This is a genomic window from Methylobacterium indicum (assembly GCF_017347565.1).
GTDB lineage: Bacteria > Pseudomonadota > Alphaproteobacteria > Rhizobiales > Beijerinckiaceae > Methylobacterium > Methylobacterium indicum.
Genome location: NZ_AP024145.1, coordinates 5,719,156 through 5,739,314 on the forward strand (window position 1 = coordinate 5,719,156; position 20,159 = coordinate 5,739,314).

The 20,159-nt window shown below is 69.0% G+C and carries 13 protein-coding genes and 2 pseudogenes; 6 read left to right on the forward strand and 9 right to left on the reverse strand.

Annotated features, from left to right (window positions below; translation table 11 throughout):
* Positions 1-114: 114 nt before the first annotated feature.
* The 4 genes from miv_RS26545 to tssI form a co-directional block, all read right to left on the reverse strand.
* On the reverse strand, positions 115-4,506 hold the full coding sequence (locus tag miv_RS26545; RefSeq protein ID WP_207179840.1) for an RHS repeat-associated core domain-containing protein: 4,392 nt from the start codon (positions 4,504-4,506) through the stop codon (positions 115-117).
* A gap of 81 nt (positions 4,507-4,587) precedes the next feature.
* Positions 4,588-5,031, reverse strand: a complete 444-nt coding sequence (locus tag miv_RS26550; RefSeq protein WP_048430765.1) for a PAAR-like domain-containing protein — start codon at positions 5,029-5,031, stop codon at positions 4,588-4,590.
* 1 nt (position 5,032) lies between these two features.
* On the reverse strand, positions 5,033-6,166 hold the full coding sequence (locus miv_RS26555; RefSeq protein WP_207179841.1) for a DUF2169 family type VI secretion system accessory protein: 1,134 nt from the start codon (positions 6,164-6,166) through the stop codon (positions 5,033-5,035).
* A 16-nt stretch (positions 6,167-6,182) separates the two neighbouring features.
* The gene (gene tssI, locus miv_RS26560; RefSeq protein WP_207179843.1) at positions 6,183-8,522 is read right to left on the reverse strand and encodes a type VI secretion system tip protein TssI/VgrG; all 2,340 of its coding nucleotides are present in this window, start codon (positions 8,520-8,522) and stop codon (positions 6,183-6,185) included.
* A 606-nt stretch (positions 8,523-9,128) separates the two neighbouring features.
* On the opposite strand from tssI, the pseudogene miv_RS26565 reads away from it, so the two are divergent.
* Positions 9,129-9,941, forward strand: a pseudogene (locus miv_RS26565) (IS5 family transposase).
* Here miv_RS26565 and miv_RS26570 read toward each other — a convergent pair.
* Positions 9,935-10,117 (reverse strand): hypothetical protein, encoded by a 183-nt coding sequence (locus miv_RS26570; protein ID WP_207179844.1) that lies wholly within the window; start codon positions 10,115-10,117, stop codon positions 9,935-9,937. The pseudogene miv_RS26565 and the gene miv_RS26570 overlap by 7 nt on opposite strands.
* A gap of 69 nt (positions 10,118-10,186) precedes the next feature.
* On the opposite strand from miv_RS26570, the gene miv_RS26575 reads away from it, so the two are divergent.
* From miv_RS26575 to miv_RS26585, 4 genes are all read left to right on the forward strand, one after another.
* Positions 10,187-10,567, forward strand: coding sequence for a hypothetical protein (locus tag miv_RS26575; protein WP_207179846.1), 381 nt, complete (start codon positions 10,187-10,189; stop codon positions 10,565-10,567).
* Positions 10,568-10,580: 13 nt separating this feature from the next.
* Entirely contained in the window at positions 10,581-11,384 is an 804-nt protein-coding gene (locus miv_RS33840; RefSeq protein ID WP_342345220.1) for a hypothetical protein, read from the forward strand.
* A gap of 108 nt (positions 11,385-11,492) precedes the next feature.
* On the forward strand, positions 11,493-11,909 hold the full coding sequence (locus miv_RS33845) for a hypothetical protein (RefSeq protein WP_342345221.1): 417 nt from the start codon (positions 11,493-11,495) through the stop codon (positions 11,907-11,909).
* 219 nt (positions 11,910-12,128) lie between these two features.
* Complete coding sequence (locus tag miv_RS26585) at positions 12,129-12,971, forward strand: hypothetical protein (protein WP_207179848.1); 843 nt, start codon at positions 12,129-12,131, stop codon at positions 12,969-12,971.
* A 73-nt stretch (positions 12,972-13,044) separates the two neighbouring features.
* Here miv_RS26585 and miv_RS26590 read toward each other — a convergent pair.
* The 4 genes and pseudogenes from miv_RS26590 to miv_RS26605 form a co-directional block, all read right to left on the reverse strand.
* Positions 13,045-13,705, reverse strand: a pseudogene (locus miv_RS26590) (IS5 family transposase); the annotation flags it as partial.
* A 1,696-nt stretch (positions 13,706-15,401) separates the two neighbouring features.
* Positions 15,402-16,379, reverse strand: a complete 978-nt coding sequence (repB, locus tag miv_RS26595; RefSeq protein WP_207179850.1) for a plasmid partitioning protein RepB — start codon at positions 16,377-16,379, stop codon at positions 15,402-15,404.
* Between the two features lie 57 nt (positions 16,380-16,436).
* Positions 16,437-17,648, reverse strand: coding sequence for a plasmid partitioning protein RepA (gene repA / locus miv_RS26600; protein WP_048425599.1), 1,212 nt, complete (start codon positions 17,646-17,648; stop codon positions 16,437-16,439).
* Between the two features lie 684 nt (positions 17,649-18,332).
* A complete protein-coding gene (locus tag miv_RS26605; RefSeq protein ID WP_048425600.1) occupies positions 18,333-18,755 on the reverse strand; it encodes an EamA family transporter in 423 nt (140 codons plus the stop codon).
* A gap of 171 nt (positions 18,756-18,926) precedes the next feature.
* On the opposite strand from miv_RS26605, the gene miv_RS26610 reads away from it, so the two are divergent.
* Positions 18,927-20,111, forward strand: coding sequence for a cupin domain-containing protein (locus miv_RS26610; RefSeq protein WP_053220750.1), 1,185 nt, complete (start codon positions 18,927-18,929; stop codon positions 20,109-20,111).
* Positions 20,112-20,159 lie beyond the last annotated feature (48 nt).

A 20,159-nucleotide genomic window follows, 5' to 3' on the forward strand; every position in this document is an offset into this window, starting at 1 on the left:
TGTGGTTTAGACCATATTGTTTGACATTCATCGCAAATAAAATATATATCATCTAATATTTTTGTTATTACTACTTGACCGATCCCGCAACATGGGCATTCTGCGATATGAAATTCAGGGTTTGACATTATCAATACCTCTTGGCAATCCGTTCCCACTTGGAAACCCTGTTACCAGCCTGTTAGTACTCGTTTCTGTTATGATTGTCACAAAATCATAATTTTGCCTTTGCCCGCCAGCACCACCAGCATATCCAGAGTTGTCTCTCGGTACAATATAATAATCGCGATTTCCGATGGTCGTTGGCCGAATTTGCTGTGCATCTGCTTTTGCCCAAGCGTCATCGATCGCATTCTTGGGATTTCCATAAAATACACCCTGCTGCGGCTTACTTAAGCGTAAATCGCCATGTGATTTATTGACATGATCAACCGCCGTTCCATCCTTGTTGGTTCTACTCCAATCGAGTGGAGAGGCGGTGCAGCATGGGGCTAATCCGAGAGGATCTATAATCGATGTCGAATTTGAAGTGTATGCATTTGGTCTAATTCCACCATATAATCTTATTGGATCAGAGCTAGCATACTGCCCCGCCAGCGGATCGTAGTACCGGAACCGATTGTAGACGAGCCCCGTCTCGGCATCGGCCCACTGCCCCTGGAACCGGATTGGGCATACCAGCATCGCCTCGGCCGCAGCCGGCGTCTCCTCCAGCGCCAGGCCACCCCAGACCCGGCCCAACGTCCGGCGGGGCCCCCAGCCACCCCCGCCACGGTTGTCGTTGTCGGCTTGCGCCAGCCACAGACGCCGCACAGCCCCCCACGTCCGGTACTCCGCCGCCCAGACCAGCCCGCCATCCTCCGCGAACACCTCCCGCGGCGTGCCCAGGTGGTCCGTCACCACGTAGCGCAGCCGCCCGTCCGCCTCCTCCTTCGCCACAGGAACGAACGTCCCCGGCGCGAAGTGCCAGCTCGTCGCCCGCTCCCACTCCACAGACCCGTCGAGCCGCAGCGCCGCCTCCTGCGCCACCACGTCCCCGTCCCACAGATACGCCACCCCCACCACCGGCGGCGCCGCGTCCACCTCGCTCGCCCCCGCAGGACGCCGCGGCCACACGTCCAGCGCGCTGCGGCCCCCCGCCGCCACGCTGCGCACCAGATGCGGGAACTTCCCCCGCACCCACGCTTCCTCCGCCTCTTCCAGAAGACGCCGCTTCCACACCCGACGCCCGAACGCGTCGTAGCCGTACGCCCACCGCTCCCCTTCCGGCGTCTCGCAGGCGACCAGACGGTCCTGCGCGTCCCAGCCGTAGCGCCACGTCCTCGGCCGGAACCCGTCCCGCTCGACCCGACGCTCCACCACCCGGCGGCGCGCGTCGTAGGCAAGCTGGATCGTCTCCCCGTGCGGACCGCGCGCCCGCTCCACCCGGCCGCCAGCGGCGAGCTGCCAGGCCTGCACCCGCGCGGTCGCATCGCCGAACCCGCACAGGTTCAGCGCCGGGTCGTAGGCGAACCGCTCCGCCTCGCCGTCGCCGAACCGCGTCTCGACGATCTGTCCGGCCACGTCGGTGTCGTAGGCCGTCTCGCCCCAGCGCGCGTCCCGGATCACCCGCGGGGCGACGTCGCGCGACCACGCATAGGCCCGCTCCACCCCCGGCCCCGGCGGCATCCCCACGAGGCCCGGCTCGCGCCCGCCCCGCTGCCGCGTCAGCTGGCCCACCGCATCCCAGGCCTGCGCCAGCCGGAACCCCGCCGCACTCTCGCGCAGCACCTCCCGGCCGGCGGCGTCGCGGGTGATGCGCAACGGCGCCCGCTCCCCGATCGCCAGCCCCGACAGCGCCCCGAGCGGGTCGTAGGCCGTCGCCACCAGCCGATCGCCGATGCGCCGCCCGGTCCGGTTGCCGCAGCAATCGTAGGCGCTCTCGATCCGCCGCCCGCCCTGCGTCTCGGCGATCACCCGCCCGAGCGCGTCGCGCTCCAGCCGCACCAGCGCGGCGGGGGTCTCGGCCTCGACCACCCGGCCGGTCCGGTCGTAGGCGAAGCGGGTGACCTGCGGGTTCGTGGCCCCCGGCGCGAAAGCCTCCTGGCGCAGCAGCAGCCCGGTGCGGTCGTAGGCATGGGCGATCCGCGCCCCGTCGGCATGGCGCGTCTCGCTCACCCGGTCGGCCCCGTCATAGGCGTAGGCCAGGGTCATGCCGTCGAAGTCGGTCTCCACCACCACCCGCCCGGCGGCGTCGCGGGCGAAGGTCCAGTGCCGGCCGAGCTGGTTCTCGACCCGCACCAGGCGCTCCTCGGCGTCGTAGGAAAAGCGCAAGGACCCGCCCTTGGGATCCTCGATCGCCTCCAGGAGGTCGAAGGGCCCGTAGCGGTAGAGGGTGCGCCGGCCCTCGCCGTCGGTCAGCGTCAGGGTGGCCCGGTGCGGCTCGGGCTCGCGTCGAACGCTGACGCCGTCGGGACGGGTGAGGGCAGTGGGGGTCCAGAAGTCGGCGCCCGGGCGCTCGTCGTAGCTGAAGCGGGTGACGTGGCCGAGGGGGTCGGTGCGGGCGGTAAGCCGGCCGAAGGCGTCGCGCGTGAACAGGGTGGTGCCGCCGCGATAATCGACGAGGCGCACGAGGTTGTTCTGCGCATCGTAGTCGCGCCGCTCGATCAGGCCGTCGTGGCGCATGATCGCGGTGGGCAGGCCGGCGTGGTTGGTGACGTAGTCGGTACGGGTGCCGAGCGGGTCGACCGCCGCGACGAGGTTGCCGCGGCCGTCATAGGTCCATGTCCAGGCCTGGCCGGCCGGGTCGATCAGGCGCTCGAGGCGACCGTCCTCGTCGTGGTGATACGCGGTGCGCCGGCCCTCCGGATCGGTGACCGCGCTCAAGGTGCCGAAGGCGTCGTAGGCGTAAGCCGTGCGCTGGCCCTCGGCATCGGTCTCGGCCAGCAGCGTGCCGAGCGCGTCGCGCTCGAAGCGGCGCACCCGGCCGAGCGCGTCGGTCTCGGTGAGCGCCCGCCCGTTGGCGTCGAAGGTGTAGCGCCGGGCCCCATCCGGCCGGTCGGCATGGGCGAGGGTCGTCGTGCGCCCGTCCGCCCCGTAGGTGAGCCGGTAGTCGAACCGGCCACCGGGCGTCGTGACGGCGACCACCCGGCCGGCCTCGTCGTAGGCGTAGGTGTTGCGGGTGTGGACCCCGTCCTCGTAGGCGCAGAAGCGGCCGGCGGCATCATACTCGTAGCGGAACGAGGGGCCGTAGGCGTTGCGCGCCTGCGTCAGGTTACCGTGCGCGTCGTAGGCGTAGCGGATGAGCAGGCGCGTCTCGCCCCCGGGGGCCTGCAGGGTCACGGCTTCGCGCAGGCCGCTTGCGCCGTTCTCGAACACGAACGCGAAACCGTCCGAGCGGTCGAGCCGCAGGAGCAGGCCCGCGGCGTCGCGCCGGAACGTGGCGTGGCGGCCGTTCGGGTCCTGGATCTCGGCCAGGCGCCAGACGCCGTCCTTCCCCTTGTCGAAGCGCTTGGTGAGACCGCGGTCGCGCACGGCGTAGGCCCGGTTCCCGGCGGCCGACAGAGCGAGGTGTGGGTGCCGGGCGTTGCGGCTGACCTCGCCGATATTGCCGGTCGGGCGGTCGAAGCCGGCGGTGAGGCCCGAGCCCATGCGGTAGAGCAGGCTGCCGTCGGGCTCGCGCACCAGGACCTCGTCGAGGCTGCCGATGCGGTTGCGCCCGAGCGGCCCGTCATGGCCCAGGTCGGAGGCGTAGCTGCGGGCGAGCTCGAGCGGCAGCACGCCCGGCAGCGTGAACTCGACGTCGAAGGTCACCTTCGCGCCGTCGGCGAGGGCGACCGGCTTCTTGGTGCAGGGCCAGGTGCAGCGCGTACCGGTGCCGTTCTGGCGTCCTTGCCGCCCCTGGATCGACTCGCCCTCGGCTCCGGGCGAGGGGCGGGAGGCCGGGCGCGGCTTTCGGAGGCCGACCTTCTCTCCGAGCTCGCCGAGCTTCGTGCCCACCCTGCCGACGAGCTTGCCGGCGGTCTCGGCTAGCTTCCCGACGGGACGGGCCAGCGCGCCGGCCACCTTGCCGGCCGCGCCCTCGCCCGCGACCTGCACCAGCGGCTCGCGCTCGGCGAACAGCCCGAGCATCGGCCAGGGATTGCCCTTCTGGAATTCTTCCGCCGCCGGTCCGATGTTGTCGCGGGCATCGACGAGGACGTCTCGCTGCGCCACGAGCCCGGCCCGCTCGCGTTCGAGGTCCGGAATGCGGGAGGTGCCCTGCTGGTCGGCCCCGAGGTTGTCCCGGACGTTCTGCTCGAACGCCTTTTCACCCGCGATCTGCTTGTCCTTCTCGGCGATCGATCGATCGAAGGCATCGATCATCTCCTGGAGTTGCGCCTTCTTCGCGCTCGCTCCCATGATGGCCTTGCCACCGGCATTGGCGTTCTGGCCCGACTCGTTGGGCCGGCCTCCGTCGCGTGCCTGTGTGGTATTCGGGCTGGGCGTCGTGTCGCGCTTGGAGGCGTCGATCGTTTCCAATCTCATGCTGCCGCCGGATCCGGTGTCACCGCTCACGCGCCGGCCTCCCCGGTCGTCCGATCGAAGGGATGAGGAGCCGCCATGGCGTCACGTCCCCGCGTCCGAGCCGGGCGTCGAGGCCCAGACCGAGGGGATCTCGACGGAGCGCATCGTGCGCTGCGGCTCGGTCGGGCCGAGATCGGGGTGGTTGATCCAGCACGGGTCCCCGTCTCGCACCACCGCATGGCCGTGCGAGAACACGCTCGAACAGGCGGTCCTCACGTGCGAGTACTTCTTGTAGCCCGGCACCACGACACCCTTGCCGGTGCCCGGCTCGTGGCCGGTGATGCGCACGGCGCGCGTGTTGAGCTGGAAGTCCTTGAGCGCGTTGTTGCGCACGTCCGGCGAGACCCGCTCCGACCCGTCGAGCTCGACGACGCAGGAATAGGCGACCGGCACCATGGCGCCGCCCATCGGCGTCCAGCACACGTCCGGGCCGGTCGTGACCATCAGGTTGCTGCCTTCGCGGCGCGCCGAGACGGGTCTGCCCATGTCATAGTCCTTCCGTGGAAGCCGGGTCATCCGCATCCGGGACGTACGGCACCAGCCCGAAGCTGAGGCTTTCGGCCCGTCCCGGGTCGAAGGTCGTTCGCCAACTCAGAAAGACCCGATGCCAATCGGGGTCGGGATCGGCGACGTCGATGAACAGCGTGTCGAGGTCGAGGGTCGCGATCAGCGGCTCGCGGTCCGCGTAGGCGACGTGGAGAACGATCATGTGCGCGGGCAACCGGATCACCCGCTCCCCGGCCTCCCCGCCGAGCCCGAACAGCCGCACGGTCTCGTCCCCGATCAAGAGGTCGGGATAGACGAGGTCCGGATGGGCGCTGTTGTGGTAGGCGAAGTCGTAGTCGGCCGGCCAGTTCGGCCAGACATTCGCCTTCCAGTGCGCGTCGTAGGTGCCCCCGAGCGACCGGCGCGGCAGCCAGGCCGGCGGGATCGGCCCGAACCCGGCCGGGGCGTAGCGGCGGTGCGGCTCGCGGACCGGATCGTCCGCCGCCTCGATCCGCGGCGCGGGCACGGGCGCCTCGATCGGCGTCAGCGCGGGGTCGATCCAGCCGCAGCCGAGCGGATTGCGCTCGTCGGCCTCCAGAAAAGGCTCGTCCGCACCCTCCTGCGGGCGCGCCAACAGCCCGCCATAGGCGAGTTCGTAGCGGATCGGCACCTCGCTCACCGGCTCCGGCTCGCCGAGGCGCCAGCCGCCGAACACCCGCCGCCTCTCCGCCTCGGTCATTGAGGCCCGCGCCCGCTCCGACACACCCCAGACCGGCTCCCAGAGCCTTGGCCCGGTCACCCGCAGGTGCCGCTCCAGCACGTGCTCGCCCTCGACCCGCACGCCGCAGGTCCAGGACGGCCGGGCGATCCCGCCGGGCGCCCGCGCCATCGCGTTCAGGATGATGTCGGCCCGCGGCTTCCTCGGGACGAGGTCCGAGGGCACGCGCAGCGACGAGGTGTTGAGCGCGCCGTGATAGGTGTCGGTCAGCACCAGCGGCTCCTGCTCGTCGGCGACGACGAGGCGGCCATCCGCGGCGATGTCGTAGGTGCCCTTGACCAGGAGCACCCCGAACTCCCGGCCCTGGTTGTCGGTGTTGAAGAAGCGCAGGTTCGGGAACGGGCTGAGGTTCAGCATCTCCATCGTCCGGCCCTCAATTGTGGTCGACGACCTTGCCGGTGAGCTGGACCTGCTCCGAGCCGTCGACGTAGACGGTCACGCCCTTGAGCAGGATGGTCCCGTCCTTCTTCATCAGCAGCGAGGCCTGGCCGACCTGGACCAGCAGTTCCTCGCCGACTACCACCTTCTTGGCCTTGCCGACGTTCTCGATCGCGGTCTGGCCGACATTGACCACCTTCGACTGCCCGACCTGCTCGGTGGCGGCGATGCCGGTGCTGTCGTGGCGCATGGTGGACACCATCGTGTTCATCACGCCGCCAAGCCCGCCCATCATCTGCTGCACCATCCCGGCGACCTGCGACCCGCCCCCCGCCATCCCGGCACCGCCCGCACTGCGCAGGCTCCGCACGCTGGCGTCGTTCACCGCGCCCCGCGCCGCATCGACCCCGGCCCCGAGAAGCCCCCCGACCCCGCCGCCGCCGATCAGCCCGGCGAGGCTCGCCGCCGTCCCGGCCAGGGCCGCCGCATCGACGCCCGGCGGCAGCGCCCCGCCGGGCGCGCCGGCCGCGCCGCCGGCTGGCGCCTCACCGCCGCTATCCGCACCGGCCGCGCTCGCCGCCTGCATGGCGACCTGCATCGCCTGGCCCAGCAGACCCGCCGTCTGACCCGACAGGCCCGCCATCGCCGCCCCCAGAGCCGCCGTCGCCACGCCCCCCACCGCCCCCACGGTGAGCGACCGCGAGCCGCCGATCGCCTGGTTCTGGTTGTGCCCCACCTCGAACGAGTGGTTCGCCCCCACGCTGCCCACCTGGTTGGCGTCCACCCGCGCCGTCGCGTCGTTCAGGACCTTCGTCGTCATGTCCTTCTGCGCGTGGGTGAACAGGTTCTCGGCGCCGGCCACGTCCTCCATCGAGATCTCGTTGTAGCCCCGCCCCTTATAGGTGTTGGACCGCACCACGAGCTTGGTCTTGTGCGCCGGCAGGTCGTAGGGCACCGGGTTGTTGGGGTTGGGCGCGATGCCGACCACGATCGGCCGGTCGGGATCGCCCTCCTGGTAGGCCACCAGCGCCTCCATCCCGACCCGCGGGATGATCTGCTGGCCCCAGTTGGTCCCACCCCAGGACTGCGTCACCCGCACCCAGCCGGTATCCGTCCCGTCACCCCGCGCCCTCCGGTCCCAAGGCAGGGTCAGCTTCACCCGCCCGAACGCGTCGGTGTGGATCTCCTCGCCCGGCGGGCCGGCGATCCTGGCGATCTGCAACCCGTCGATGCGCGGGCGCGGCACTGTCCGATGCGGCGTCGCCGGCCGGTCGGCCGGCAGGGTGGTGAAGGCATTCTCGTAATGCGGCGTGCCCGCGCCCGACTCGTAGGTCGGGTCCTCGGCCCGGTGCAGGATCTGCGTGACCACCTGCGCCGGGTAGACGTGCTCGGGATGCGCCACCTCGTAGGGAGTGAAGCGCCCGCCCGCCGCGAGCGTCCTCACGCTGGAGCGGCCCTCGACCCGGTCGAAGCCGGTCTCGGTCGCCTGGATGCGCAGCCGCGTGGCGCGCTCGCCGGCCTCGCGGGTCAATGCGCGTGCCGGATACTCGTAGAGTTCGTAGGCCGTATTCTCGGGAACACGGTCGATCGACGGCGTATCGGAAGTAAGATCGAGATTTGGCGTCAAGAACTCGTAATCGTTTCCAGATCTTCTTCCCGGCGTGAACGAGAGTTGCCGGCGCCAGTCGTGGATATGCTCGGCATCCGACGAGCCGAAGGCGAGACGAACCCGGGTCTCGGTCCCGCCGTCATAGGCCGAGGGATGGTCGCCGACGGCGAGCGTATGCTTGCCGCGCTCATGGCGAAACCAGTAGAACAGCCCTTCTTCTTCGAGCCTGCGGATGAGGTAGGCGAGATCGGTCTCGTTCCACTGCACGACGTAGTCGCGCTTCGGCGGCGGGCGGGTGACGCCGGCGAGAGTGTAGTCGCGGATGCGGTGCTCGGCGCACAGGGTCTCCAGTACCTCGAGCGTCGACTGGGTGAGGAAGATGCGGCAGTCGCTACGCTGGCTCATCAGCCACAGCCGCGGGCGCAGGGTGAGCGCGTATTGACGGGCACCGCGGGTGACGATGGGCCCCTCGTGCAGCTCGGTGACCAGCCCGTTCCAGACCCGCTGCGAGCCGTCGGCCAGCGTGAGGGAGAGGTCGGCGGCGGTGCCGACGATCTCGTCGGGGCGGACCTCGTCACGCTGCGCGCGGACACGGGCCTGGATGGTGAAGAGGCGGTTGATGCCCTCCTCGACCTCCAGTCGCTCGAGCAGCAGAGCGTCGGGGCCGAGCACGGTGTCGATCGCCATCAGGCGCCCGGCCTGGGTGTAGCGCACGTGCTCGTTCATCGCCTGCCCTTGAGTTCAACGACGTAATCTATAGTCTATGGCGCGAGATCGGAGGGATCAACCCGGCGGTTCGCGGCAAATCCGAGGAGGATCCGCCGGGTGCGGGCTGCGATCTCCTGATGTCGGATCGTATAGCCGGCGCGGTCAAGCACGAACACGGCGCCGTCCGGCGGATGGCGTCCCGTTGGACATCGTCCGCCCGGGCCGCCAGCATCGCAGTGCGGGACGGAGAGGCAGCGAGCCCGACTGTACCCGTCCGGAAGCGGAGTGGCGGCGAGCCGCAGGTCGACGGCTGCGCCTCTTCTCGCTGCGATGGGCTCGGGTTCCATACGCCCCCTTATGCCAGGCGTGTCTGCGAACCACTTTAGAATTTATCCAGGATGGTTCGCCGATACGCCCCCTCACCGTTCGTACCCCGCCGTCGAGGTGGTCTCCCGCACCGGCGAGAGCAGATCGTCGATCACCCGGCGGCGCCCGGTCCGGATCTCGACCGTCGCGGTCATGCCGGGCGTCAGCGCCACGTCCTTGTCGTCGGCCTTGAGGAAGGTCTGAGAGACTGTTTGACTGATTGCGACAGTCTCGCGTTGTCGTTGGCAGGAGGGGCCGATGTGGACGCAGGCAGACCGCGATCTGTATAAAGACGACGGACGTCGCGACCCGAGCGACCTGACGGATGCGCAATGGGCGCTGATCGCGCCCCTGCTGTCGAGCTACGACCCGCTCAAGGTCGGCCTGCGCGACATGGTCAACGCCTGCCTGTACTTGGAGAAGACTGGCTGCCCATGGCGCCACCTCCCGAGCGACTTCGGGCCGTGGGCGACGGTGCGCACCTGGCACGACCGGTTCCGCGCCGACGGGATCTGGTCGGAGGTCGCTGCCCTGCTGACGCGGGCGGTGCGGCGCCAGCGCGGTCGCCCCGCCGAGCCCTCGACGGTGATCCTGGACTCGCAGAGTGTCGTATCCGGCCCGCAGGCAGGGATCCGCGGCACCGACGGCAAGTAGAAGGTGCGGGGCATCAAGCGCCACGTGCTGACCTGCGCGCGCGGCTTTGTTCTGGCTGCGCTGGTGACGGCGGCCAACGTCCACGACACGCAAGCGGCGGGCTGGCTGCTGGATCGTGCCGCGCAGGCGGGCTGGGCGCCGGTGCGGGTGAAGGCGGATGGGATCTACACCGGGGCGCGGATGGACGAGGCGGCCGCCCGCCACGACGTGGAGGTGCAGATCTCCACTCGTGAGGCGCAGGCCAAAGGCTTCCAGCCACTACCCCTGCGTTGGCGCATCGAGGCGGCCTTCGGCACGCTCTCGACCCGCTACCGCCGCCTGACCCGCCACCGGGAGCAACGCCCAGCGGCAGCCGAGGACAGCATCAGTATCGCCAACTGCCACAGGCTCATGCAGGCCTATGAGCGGAATCAATAAAGATCACCATAGTCAAACAGGCTCTCAGACACCGCCTTGCGGCCGGACGATGCCGGCGACGTGCTCACCGCCTTCATCGTCCTGCAATGGATGGTCGCCAACGACACCAAGGCCGAGCCGAGCCCTGCCGCGCTCCGGGCGGTGCGGCGCCAGATGGTGGCGCCGATGGCTGACAAGCCGCCCTGTCGAAGGACTTCATCCCCCCGGCGAAGCTGCGGGCGGTCGCCCTCACCGATGACGGGCTGGTGGGCAAGGACGGCCGGAAGTCTCCGGCGGCCCGGACCGCGGCGGGCGGCGCGTTGCCCGAGGCGCCGGCGGAACCGCGCCACGCCGCGAACTGGGCCGAAGTCGAGGGCGTGTATTTCCGCTCGACGACCGGCGTCGGGGTCGGCGGCATGGTCGTCATCGAGTTCGAGCCGCTGATCCTGTTTCGGGACGGCAGCTCCTACGAGATCGACGATGCCGCCCTCGAGGATGTCGACCTCGCTGCCGAGCGTGCCGCCACGCCGCGCCGGTTCGGCCGCTGGACCCGCTCAGGCGACTCGTACGTCCTGACCGGCACGGGGGGCAAGCCGCAGGACTACAAGCTCCAGGACGGCTCGTTCTTCAAGGCCTACCCGGCGTAAGGCCGGCGAGCGGATGATCGCCCGCTCCTCCCGCCGCATGTCGGGCGGCGGCAACACGGCGATGGGCGGCGACGTGATGGTCGCCGTCTCGAACCGCTACGACTTCCGCTCCGACGGCACCTACGGCCGCGGCGGGTCGACCGGGGCGACGAATTCGGGCGCGACCAGCGGCGTGAGCTCCGCGATCAGCCGCCGGCGCCCGCCGGAGAGCGGGCGCTACGGTCTCGACCGGTACACGCTGACGCTGACCGGCCCCGACGGCCGCAGCCGCCGCCTGTTCTTCGCCTACGGCTCGCAGAAGGATCCCCCACAGCCGGACCGCGAGATGGCCTTCATCGGCGGCAGCGTGTTCCCGAACCCGGATTCAGGGCATGGCCCCCTCGGGCTGCGGGGCAAAGCCCGGCGTAGCATGAAGAATGCGATGGCGAGCTATTCCCTCGACGATGCCGAACGCGAACTCCGGACTGCGCTGGACGAGGCGCCGGCAGACGCCGTCCGAGGAGACTGGACGGTGACGACCCTGCAAGCCGGCCACTCCAGCTGGAGCGGCGGCTATCACCGCCGCGACGGCTCGGCCGTCCCTTTGGACGAACCACGGTTCGATAGTTTCGAAGAGGTCATCGAGCGACTCGGCACGAACGCCGCGACGCCGTTCAACGTCGTGAGCGTCCACTGGACCCGGGCGACGCTGCCTTGGCAACCAAGCAGGGTCACCGTTGAAACGGCCTTCGATGCCGCGCTGGTTCCGCGTGGTCCCGACGATCCGGTCTACGCCGCCGCGGCCGATGCGCGCCGCCGCTTCTGGTACTCGGTCTGAACCGTCAAACCGGGCTTTGCCGCCGAACGCGAGACGGCCAACATCCACGGACGGGCGAAGTGGTTCCAGCCCCATCGCCGCATCCTGCGAATCGAGGACGGCGACGCGGTGCTGCTGGCGACCGACGGCCTCCCGACCCCTTGGGCGGGCGTGACGACGCAGGAGAACGGGGTCGAATGCGAGATCTTCATGCGGCTCGGCGGGGCCGGCAATCCGGTCGTCGCGGACGAGGCCTCGATGGCGCTCTGGTCCGACGTGCTGATCGGCGTCGGCGACCGCGTCTCGCGGGACGTCCAGACCAACGGCGCGATCCTGTTCTGCCGCCTCGCCGGGGATTGCCGGCCAATGACGCGGATGGCTCTCCGCATGGCCTTGCGCTCGATCGAGGGGCTGCCGTTCGGGCCGGTGAGCCTCATCGAGGCGACACCGCTTCGCGAGGACGAACTGCCCGGACTGGACGACGACCCATGGGGCACGGCCGCTGCACTCCGGGCGCTGGAGACGCGCGCCGTGCCCAAGCGCTGAGTCCAGCCGTCATTCCTGCGTCAGGAAGGTCAATTCGTCGATCACGAGAAGGCTGTCCGATCCATCGTCCGGCGCGAGGATCGCGCCGCGCTCGGTCGTCCTCATCGGCGCCGACGCGTTCGAGCGTGTTGCCCTCGACGGGGTATCACTCGTCCGTCGCGGAATGCTCGACGCGGGTCGCGCAGACCCTGATCGGTTCGCCAAAGCGGGGAGGCCATCATGCCCTCGAAGCGTGAGCTTTGGGCGGGTCTGGCGTTCTTCGCGCTTGCGGCGGGCGCACTCGTCCTCTTCCGGCGCCCGTTCGACGTCGTCGGCTGGGCAGGCCTTGCCGGCTGTATCGCCTTCGTGGTCCTCGCCGGCTACGGCCTCGTGAAGCCGGGCAACCGGGTCGGACGGCGGGAAATCGACGATCCCGCGACACCCGAGTTGCCGTGGACGATCGGCGACGCTCCGCTCGATGACATCCCGATCGGCGATCCGTCGCCGGACGAACTGCGCATCCTCGAGACCACGATCGCCGCGCTCGAGGCCGTCGGCGGCCTGGAGCGCGGCGAGATCGATGCAGGCTCGCTCTGGAGGGCGGCCCAGCGGCTCGATCCCGGCCGGGCCATCGGCATCGAGGAGGCCGTCGGTTCGTTCGCGGCGCTTCACGACGATGGACATCGGCGCATCGGACGCCTGATATTCGTTCCGGCTCACACCGAGTACGACGCCCCCCTTCTCGCCGAGATCACAGCCTGCACACTCGCCTCGCTCGGCCATGCCGTGCAGCCGCGCGACATCACGGTCACGCTGCCGCCGGGGGGCAATCAGGGAACGGCTCGGGTCGCCTTCCCGATCGAGGGCCGCACCCGGACGGTGAACTGCGACTATCTCTGGAAGTATCCGCCAGCCGATCTCATCCCGGCGCTCGGGCGCTTCGGAAGGCCGGAGGATCCGCGCGATCTCGTCTGCGCCGATCCCGGCGACCAGACACTTCTCTATGCCGCCATCCGCTCCGGATCGTTGATGGAGCTGAACCGTCGTCTCCCGGCGGCGGACGATCTCTTCCACGAGGCCTGAGGTTTGCCAGCGACAGCGGCCTCCCGCGATCTTCGGCTGCCCGGCAAGCGGACCTCGACGTGACGGCGGACGCTCAGAGCGCCTGACAGAACCTCTGGATCTGGCGGAGGGTGATGAGGCTGGCCTGGAGGAACGTGAAGGCCTCGTGGATGTCGGCGCGGCGTTCGTCGCGGACGGGCAAGCGGCGGGCGCGGCTGAACCAGGCATGGCTGCGCTCGATCACCCAGCGATGCCGCCCGAGCCCGTCGCTCCGCTCGATGCCGCGCCGGGCAATCCGCGGCGTGATCCCGCGCACCCGGCACTCCTGCCGCCGCACCTTGGCATCGTGGGCCTTGTCGGCGTGCAGCGTGTCGGGCCGCCGGCGCGGCCTCCCCGCCGCCCGCTGCGCACAGGCGGGATCGCGTCCAGCGTCGGGGCCATCGGCGGGCTGTCGTGGCAGTGGGCGCCGGTCAGAACGAGGCCGAGCGGCGTGCCGCGCGCGTCGGTGACGAGGTGGCGCCTGGTCCCCGCCTTACCCCAATCCGTCGGGTTCGAGCCGGTGGCAGCCCCCCTTTCTTCGCCGGCACGCTCGCGCCGTCGACGCTCGCCCGGCTCCCCTCGATCTCGCCCGCCGCGTGCAGGCGTTCGAGCAGCACCTGATGCAGGCGCCGCCACACGCCGGCCGCCTGCCAGTCGCGCAGCCGGCGCCAGCAGCTCATACCGCAGCCGCACGTCATCTCGGCCGTCAGCCTCTCCGGACGGCTGGATTCCATCGCGGTCGCCTCCGGCAGTGGAGGCGCGGATCGGTGCGAAGACCTCGCCGGACTGTCCGGGCCCCGCTCGCGTCCTGCCGGCAGCCACATCGGCCATCCTCGTCGATCCGATCGAGGCCGTGGCGCCGCGGCGCATGGGTCGAGCCCCCTCCCCTCTTCCCCCCTCCCCTCCTCCCGGCCAAGCGTGGCGGCGCAGCAGCATGGTCACGCCCGATGTGACGCTCTCGTGCCCCATTTGGTCTGGATGGGGGCCCCGCCTACGCCGCGGCTGCGGAACCGAGGGAACGCAGCGCCTCAAGGGACGGGGGGCCTCATCGATCGTGATGACCGGCTTCGAGCGACAGCCGGGCCGCCCGGATCATCGGCAAGCTCCCCCGCCGGCCGGCGAGGTTCCGAGCATGGACAATCGGGCATCCGGCACGCCGCGGAGGAACGCCCGGCGCGAGACACCTCCGGTCGAATCTCGTCGAGCCAGCGGGGCGCAACGCGACCGGCGTTGCGTCCGGACTTGGGGAAGCGACCAGCCGCACCGCACGACGCGCCAACGCGGCCGGTCTCGCCGAGATCTGGAGGCATCCGACGCGAGCCTGTCCGGCTCACCCCGGACGAGGCACATGGCGGGCCAGGACATGGGTGGGCCGCCCTCCCCTGGCGGCCATGGGCCCCGGCGAGACGCAATTTTCGGCGACACAGGGCAATGGTGGCATCGAGGCGCGACGGCAGAGGCGCGTCGGCGCCCGATTCGTCCCCATCCCGGCCGGTGGTCGGTGTCTGCGCGCTCGAATGCGGCCTGCAGGCTGGTCGCGGCGGCTCGTCGATCGGATCCGGGGCGGCGCTCTCCTTCGGAGGTCGTTGGTCGTGGTGACAGGCGCCGAGCGGCGTCACGCAGCCCTTGGGCGACCCGGCCCTGGTCTTGGCCCGGTGTAGAGCGGCTGCGGGCGCCATGCGCGTGCGCCGCGCGTGGACCGCCTGGAAGACCTCCTCGGCGCGCTCGTCGAGAATCCGACCGGCGCCGTTCGCCTGGATCGCGTGCGCAATGAGGGCGTCGAGAAGCGGCTACCACCCATGCCCGGAGATTCTTGTCCGCAGCGCGCAGGAGATGGTCGCGCACCAGCAGGGATGTGGCCCAACGGATCATAGGCCCCTCCCCCGGACGCGTCGCCAGGAACGTCCGGGACGCGAGCCCGGGAGGGTCTCGCGCTCGGCCGGGTGCCGACGGCGAAGGAGAGGCCGCGAGAACGCACGGGCCGGTGGAGGAAACGGGTAACCATGCGCGGCGCATCGATCCGCGGCAGGGTCGGCGTTTCACGGCGCGGGATATCGGGCGTTCCTTCGACGAGGAACGCTGTCTCGTTGGGGGGCCGCTTGGACCGCGAGCGGGAGAACGGGCATGCATGCGTATTCGCTCGTGCCGTCGCCCGGCCGAGCGGGACTGTTCGCCACCCGGTGGGCATCGCGGGGCATGCCCTGTTCCTTGCCCGTCATCAGGCACAGGAAATCCGCTCGCCAAACCGGAGTCCGACGCTTGACGGCCATGGACGAAAGTGAGGGTCTCGAGTCGCCGAGCCCGAGAAGGGCGTCCGGGACAACCGTTCCGGGGGCCTTTTTCTTTTGCCGCGTGCTTTTACGATTGAAGCCGGCTGGGCGGGATCACCCAGCCGACGGTGCACGGGTCGCGTCAGTCTCCCTGGACGTTGCGGGTCTTCGCCTCCAGGAACGCACCGTAAAGCTGTTCCAGCTGGGATGAAATATAGTCGCCGAACTCCCCGGCATCCTTCGATGTCAGGGACAGGCTGAATGTCTTGCCGGAGCGGCGGCATGTCGCTTCTACGGCCTTGCCGGGTGGGGCCCAGTAGGATGTCTGCTGCGGGACCTGTCGGCGAGCCGGTGCTCGGCGACCCGCCTTGATCGCCGCGAGGAGATGGCTGAAGCGTTCCGGGCCGTCCTTCGCCAGGAACTCCTCGGATAGGATCGCGTCGAACGCGATCTCGGCTTTCGCCGGAACGGCTACCAGCTTCTTCAGCTCTTCCCATCGATCACGTCCGACGCCTTTCGCGGCGCCGACGGCATCGATGATGCCGGCTGGTACGGTCTCGGCCACCGACAGCATCCGGGATAGGAGCGTGTCGTCGATCGCGAGGGCCGCCTTGATCGTCGCCTTGGCCTGACCCATGCCAAGCAGCTTCTTGGCGAACAGCGCCTTCTCGATGAAGGACAGGTCGGCGCGGGCAGCGTTCTCCTGTCCCTGCGCGACGATGTGAGCAATGTCCTCGATGGACTTCACGACCGCCCGCACGTCACGCCCGAGCTCGCGCGCCACGCGAACGCGGCGGTGTCCATAGACGATCATGTACCGCCCCTCCCGGCTTGGATGGGGGCGGACCAGAATCGGGGTCGACTGACCGTGCTCAGCGATCGCATCGCGCAGCCGGACGTAGTCCTCGTCATCCTGATCGAGGCGATCGGCGACGAAGGAATCGTCGACCAGCGCGGTATCGAGGCTGACGATCGCCTCGCCGTCGGCCATGCGCTTGGTGTTCTCGGCCATCTCCTCGATCGACCGCGTCATCGACCGGGCGGCGCCGCGCCGGGCGAAGTCGGTAATGGGCTCCCCGACAGGGGCCCCGAGCACGTTGGCGAGAAGGTTCTTACGCATTGCGTCAGGCTCCTATCCGCCTGGTAGAGCGGTGGAATTCGGCGTTCTGCACGGCTGTCAAACCCGCCTCCCCCAGGCGTGATGGATGAGGCTGGCGATCTCTTCGTTGACGGCGTTGACCGCTTCCAAGGCGCGGTCATACGTCGATCGGATCATCTGGCTGCGATCGACCTCGTACAGGGACTGGTTGGTGATCCCCGCATCCGAGATCGCGGTGGATTTCACCATCTGATGCGCCAGCATGTTCTTCGGAAACAGGACGTGCATGAACCCGACCATCTGGGCTTGCGGACCGTCCGTCGGCTCGTAGCGGGTCACGAGGTAGCGGAACCACTTCAGATTCACGGTCGCTCCCGCATCCGCAATCGACTTCAGAATCCCGCCGAGCATCAGCAGGAACTGGCTCATCGACATCACGTCGAGCATCTGAGGGTGGATGGTGACGAGCACGGAGGTCGAGGCCGTCAGCGCCGTCAGCGTGAGGTAGCCGAGTTGCGGCGGACAATCGATGACGACCACGTCGTAGCGGTCGTCGACCTCCCTCAGCGCGTTGGAGATGCGCGTGAAGAACGTCCGACCTTCGGCGTTCCTGTTCGAGGCTGCCAGCGGCGTGTCGTACTCGTATTCCTGCAGGTCCAGGCTGGCGGGGACAATGTCGAGACCGGGGAAATTGGTCGGCCGGATGATCTCCGACAGCGGGAGCTTCATGTCGTCGTAGCGCAGGGCCTCGTAAATGGACGGGGCCTTATCGAGTTCCGGCTGGATTCCGTGCAGAGCGGAGAGAGAAGCCTGCGGATCGAGATCGATCGCCAAAACGCGATGGCCCGTCAGGGCGAGGAACTGAGCCAGGTGCGCGGCCGTCGTCGTCTTGCCGCTGCCGCCCTTGAAGTTGACCGCCGAGATGATCTGCATCTTCTCGCCGGCCCGGCGGTGGGGCACGTATTGCTTGAGGTCGGATCGTCCGTGACGATCGAGGTATTTCCTGAGCTCGAGCATCTGGTCGGCGGTGTATGAGCGCCGCCCGGACGGCGAGGTCGCCGGAATGGGGCCCTTGCCTTCGAGGTGGAGCTTCTTGATGTTCGACGGCGTGACGCCCAGAAAATACGCAACCTCCGCCAACGAGAAGGGCCGGAGGCCCTTGGTGGCGTTAGGTGGATAGTGCTCCATCCGGAGCATGCTCAACTTGTCAGAGATGAGACCACCCTGACGCAGGATGGTGTCATGGAAGTTGGCAACCTCCATTCCCTCTGCTGGCACCGACACGTCCATCCGCGCTGATCCCCGAGTAACGCTTTTTCCGGGCTACGCTCGTCCCAAGCGTTATTATGTTCGATTCCCAGGCTGCGGCAATGTTTTTTCGGTTGATGAGTGGTTAACGGCAGGATTGGCCCCGAGTCGAGGCTTGATCTCGGTAAGGCGCTCATCTGACAGCCTTATTTGGCGTTCTGCACGGCTGTCAAAAGCCCTCTCCGTGCTTGCTGCGATGGTGTGGAATATCGCGGTTCGGAGCGCTGGGGGACGGTCCGTCGGAGCGCTCTCGCGCGTCGGTGACCCGTTCCGTGATGCCCGCGGCGGCGTCGAGATCGGGATTGTCCCCATCGCCGCCACCGAATCCGGAGACGGTTTCGTCGGTCGGACGCGTGGGGCTCGAACGTCGAACGACGCCGCGAGCCGATCGCGTCCCAATCGGCTCCTCCTGCCGGCCTCGACGCGTAACTGATTCAAACAGTCGAACAGGATCCGCCAGAATGATCGAATCTTTCGAAGGCTTCGACAGCGCCGTAGTTCGGCCCGCCTTGCATTCCGCAGACGAACATGGGAGCACCGTTCGCGAACCTCTCGGAATCGCGCTGCAGACGCCCGTCGTGCCCGATACGGCCGCATCGGTCGCCCCGGACGGGGAGAGGTACTCCCGGGAGCCGGTCAGGGCGGAGGCCCCGGCCCGGATGCCACTCAGCCGCGATGGGTGAGCAGGTAGGCCCCGAGGGTGACGAAACCGATCCCGAGCCAGTTGACCCCCGACAGTCGTTCGCCGAGGAGCGTCGTGCCGAGCACGGCGACCAGCACGATCGACAGCTTGTTGAGCGTCGCCACCTGTGCCGCCCCTCCGGTCTTGAGCGCCCGGAAGTAGCAGGCCCAGGATCCCGCGGTGGCGAGACCCGACAGGCCGAGCAGGCCGAGATTGCGCCCGGTGAGATTGCGCAGGGCCTGCCACTGGCCGGTGGCGAGGCAGATCGCCCCGAGGGCCAGGAGGATCACCACCGAGCGCATGAAGGCGGCGGCGTCCGATTCGGCCCCGGCGCTGCCGGCCCGGGCCAGCACGGCCGTCGCCGCGGTGAACACGGCCGAGACCAGCGCCCAGAGCTGCCAGGACATCCTGCGATTCCTCCCTCGTTTTGCCCGCACCGCATCATGAATGCCGGCCATGCGCCGATGCCGACAATGCGTTTCACTGGCGCACCAGGCTGGCCCAGCTTCCCGCGGACGCGGCCCGACGGGCCCGGCGGGCGGCGCGGCCGACCCGTCCTGCACAAGGGGGGAGCCACCATGGACCAGTCGCGGCGACTGTTTCTCGGCACGGCGGCGCTCGGCGCCGGCACCCTGATGGCCACGGGCGCACAGGCGCTCGAGCACGACCACGGCAACCCGGGCGACGGCGGCTTCGGCCGCCAGTCGGTCTCGCTGCCGCCGGGCGCCAAGGTCGCCTACCACGATCCGCAGGATGTCGGCGCGATGCCCGATTTCCGCTTCTCCCTCGACGGCAACCGCCCGAAGGTGACCTCCGGCGGCTGGGCCAAGGAGGCCACGGTGCACCAGTTCCCCATCAGCAAGGGGATCGCGGGCGTGCACATGTTCCTCGAGCCCGGCGCCTCGCGCGAATTGCACTGGCACGCCATCGCGGCCGAATGGGCCTACGTCATCGACGGGCGCTGCCAGACCGTGGTTCTCGATCCTTCCGGCGCCAGCGAGATCAACAATTACGAGCCCGGCGACCTCTGGTACTTCCCGAAAGGCCACGGCCACTCGATCCAGACGATCGGCGACAAGCCCTGCCACTTCATCCTGTCGTTCGACAACGGCGCCTTCTCGGAGCACGGCACCTTCTCGATCACCGACTGGATCGACGTGACGCCGAAGGACATGCTGGCCCTCGATTTCGGCCTGCCGAAGGAGGCCTTCGACGCCTTTCCGAAGGGCGAGGCCTACATCCAGGCCGGCCCCGTCGTGCCGATCTCGGACGCGCTCGACGCCCCCTGGCCGAAGGAATCGACCCACAAGTTCCGCCTGCTCAAGGACCCGCGCGCGGTGCGCGAGTTCGACGGCGGCACCTTCCGGCTCGCCACCGTCGACGAGTGGCCGATCCAGAAGACGATGTCGGGCGGGGTGATGACGATCCGGCCGGGGCAGATGCGCAAGCTGCACTGGAACGTCAACGCCAACGAGTGGCACTACTACCTGAAGGGCCGGGGCCAGGTAGCCCTGTTCGGCTCGGGCGGGCGCGGCAAGGTGGCCGAGTTCAAGCCCGGCGACGTCGCCTACATTCCGATGGGGTTCGGCCACGCGATCAAGAATATCGGCGACGAGGACCTCGAGATCGTCCAGACCTGGGACAACGGCAAGTTCGAGGAGATCGACCTCGACACCTGGATCAAGTCGAGCCCGCGCTACCTTCTGTCGAACAATTTTTCCGGCGTGCCGGGCGAGACGGTCACGAAGCTGAAGCAGGGATAAGGCGCAGGCGCGTTCGACCCGCGTGGGACCCCTCCCTCGCCACGAGGG

Bases quoted from the DNA above. Each gene is read 5' to 3' on its own strand.
- miv_RS26545 (WP_207179840.1), bottom strand. From the start codon at position 4,506: ATGAGATTGGAAACGATCGACGCCTCCAAGCGCGACACGACGCCCAGC.
- miv_RS26550 (WP_048430765.1), bottom strand. From the start codon at position 5,031: ATGGGCAGACCCGTCTCGGCGCGCCGCGAAGGCAGCAACCTGATGGTC.
- miv_RS26555 (WP_207179841.1), bottom strand. From the start codon at position 6,166: ATGCTGAACCTCAGCCCGTTCCCGAACCTGCGCTTCTTCAACACCGAC.
- tssI (WP_207179843.1), bottom strand. From the start codon at position 8,522: ATGAACGAGCACGTGCGCTACACCCAGGCCGGGCGCCTGATGGCGATC.
- miv_RS33840 (WP_342345220.1), top strand. From the start codon at position 10,581: ATGATCGCCCGCTCCTCCCGCCGCATGTCGGGCGGCGGCAACACGGCG.
- miv_RS26585 (WP_207179848.1), top strand. From the start codon at position 12,129: ATGCCCTCGAAGCGTGAGCTTTGGGCGGGTCTGGCGTTCTTCGCGCTT.
- repB (WP_207179850.1), bottom strand. From the start codon at position 16,379: ATGCGTAAGAACCTTCTCGCCAACGTGCTCGGGGCCCCTGTCGGGGAG.
- repA (WP_048425599.1), bottom strand. From the start codon at position 17,648: ATGGACGTGTCGGTGCCAGCAGAGGGAATGGAGGTTGCCAACTTCCAT.
- miv_RS26605 (WP_048425600.1), bottom strand. From the start codon at position 18,755: ATGTCCTGGCAGCTCTGGGCGCTGGTCTCGGCCGTGTTCACCGCGGCG.
- miv_RS26610 (WP_053220750.1), top strand. From the start codon at position 18,927: ATGGACCAGTCGCGGCGACTGTTTCTCGGCACGGCGGCGCTCGGCGCC.